The 1,825-nt window shown below is 48.1% G+C and carries 2 protein-coding genes; both read left to right on the forward strand.

Annotated elements, in window-relative coordinates:
* Positions 1-126: 126 nt before the first annotated feature.
* Complete coding sequence (locus tag CMR00_12690) at positions 127-1,332, forward strand: ATP citrate lyase (GenBank protein PIO47009.1); 1,206 nt, start codon at positions 127-129, stop codon at positions 1,330-1,332.
* A gap of 7 nt (positions 1,333-1,339) precedes the next feature.
* Positions 1,340-1,825, forward strand: a 486-nt coding sequence (locus tag CMR00_12695; GenBank protein PIO47010.1) for an ATP citrate lyase, incomplete at its 3' end; no start/stop codon positions are given.

Below are 1,825 nucleotides of genomic sequence, written 5' to 3' on the forward strand. Positions count from 1 at the left end.
GTATCGATTTAATCCCTGCTTGAAGTAAGCTAACTGCCCTCTCTCCCAAAGCCTTACAGCATCCCGCCATAACTCAAACTTTTTATGTATTTTTCAAGATGCACATTAAAAAAGCAATTCATAACTATGGCGAAAATCCTTGAAAGCCCTGCAATGAAACTCTTTGAGAAGTGGGGCGTTCCTGTTCCATCTCATCTTGTCATCTCCTCGGCTGAACAACTTTCCACGCTTGCACAAGCCAACAAATGGCTTACCGAAAAGAAACTTGTCGTCAAAGCACACGAAGCCATTGGTGGACGCTTCAAGTTGGGACTTGTCAAACTCAATCTGGATTTGAATGGCGCCATTCAAGCTGCACAAGAAATGCTCGGTAAGCACGTTCAAGACATCTCTGTTTCGCAAGTGTTAGTGGCTGAAATGCTCGAGCACGATGAAGAGTATTATCTCTGTGTTCGCTCGATTCGTGAAGGGGCGGAAATTTTGCTCTCTAAGCACGGCGGCGTTGAAATTGAAGAGCATTGGGACACCGTCAAACGGCTTATCGTTCCGATTGATAGCACACCCTCGCACACACAGCTAATTGAACTTGCCCATCAAGCCGGGTTTGAGGCTGACCTTGCTGAACGTGTTGCTAAAATTAGTGAGCGCGTGTTTTTGTGCTATGATAACGAAGATGCTATCTCGATTGAAATCAATCCGTTAGTGATTGCTAAAAAAGACATGCGCTTTGCTGCGCTCGATGCTATAGTTGAGTTAGATATGAATGCGAAGTTCCGCCACCCTGATTGGAGTTTTGCGCCGGTCTCGGAATTTGGTCGTCCTTTGACGCCTGACGAATTAGCCATTATGGAAATCGATGCGCGCATTAAAGGCTCCGTCAAGTTCGTTCAAGTTCCGGGCGGCGATATTGCCTTACTGCCTGCAGGCGGCGGCGCGTCCGTATTTTATGCCGATGCCGTCATCGCTCTGGGGCGGCGCATTGCCAATTATGCTGAGTATTCGGGCGACCCACCCGATTGGGCAGTCGAAGCCCTCACTGAAAAAGTTTGTTCACTTCCGAATATCAAACATCTGATTATTGGCGGCGCGATTGCCAACTTCACCGATGTGAAAGCCACCTTCAACGGCATTATCAACGGACTGCGCAAAGCGAAATCACAAGGTAAGCTCGATGGCGTTAAAATTTGGGTGCGCCGCGGCGGACCGAACGAAGAACAAGGCTTAGACGCCATGCGCCAACTGCGCCACGAAGGCTTCGATATTCACGTCTTCGACCGCTATACACCTTTAACCTCTATCGTTGATAAAGCCATTCAATCTGAAAAAAACTAATTCCAACATGTCAATCATCGCAACCAAGCAAACACAAGTTGTTATTGTTGGTGCACGTGCGGGGCAAAATGCCGCAAAGCGTATGGCAGAATTTTGCTACATGATGGGCTTGCCGCTCAATGTGCATGCCTTTGTCTATCCGCCTGATGCGGGCAAAACGGTTGAAGTGTTATATGGCAATCAACTTTTGAGCATCCCTGTCTATGCCAGCGTTGCTGATGCACACGCCGCTCACCCTACCGTCAACACCGCACTGATTTATGCCGGTGCCGATAAAGTCTTCTCCACAACTAAAGAAGCCTTAGATACAGATGGGATTAACTTTGTCTCCATCATTGCTGAAGGTGTTCCTGAAAAGGATGCCAAGCGGCTTATCAAACTCTCGCAAGAAAAAAACAAACTCGTCAATGGTCCTGCAGCAGTTGGCGTGATGTCAGCGGGCGAATGTCGCTTGGGCGTGATTGGCGGCGAATATCGAAACTTGAAACTCTGC

The sequence above is a fragment of the [Chlorobium] sp. 445 genome (genome assembly GCA_002763895.1).
Lineage (GTDB): Bacteria > Bacteroidota > Chlorobiia > Chlorobiales > Thermochlorobacteraceae > Thermochlorobacter.